This window comes from Fructilactobacillus sp. X3R2C1 (assembly GCF_059901235.1).
The window spans coordinates 1-260 of record NZ_JBWXVA010000048.1; the positions used below are offsets into that span (position 1 = coordinate 1).

A 260-nucleotide genomic window follows, 5' to 3' on the forward strand; every position below is an offset into this window, starting at 1 on the left:
GAATAGGGGAGGCGTAGCGAAAGCGAGTCTTAATAGGGCGTTTAGTCGCTGGGTATAGACCCGAAACCGGGCGATCTATCCATGGGCAGGTTGAAGGTTAGGTAACACTGACTGGAGGACCGAACCGACTACCGTTGAAAAGTTAGCGGATGACCTGTGGATCGGAGTGAAAGGCTAATCAAGCTCGGAGATAGCTGGTTCTCCTCGAAAGCTATTTAGGTAGCGCCTCATGTATCACTGTAGGGGGTAGAGCACTGTTT

1 rRNA gene is annotated in these 260 nt (G+C 51.2%); it reads left to right on the top strand.

The window, feature by feature from the left end:
• A 23S ribosomal RNA gene (locus AC6UDB_RS07100) occupies nucleotides 1–260 on the top strand; the annotation flags it as partial.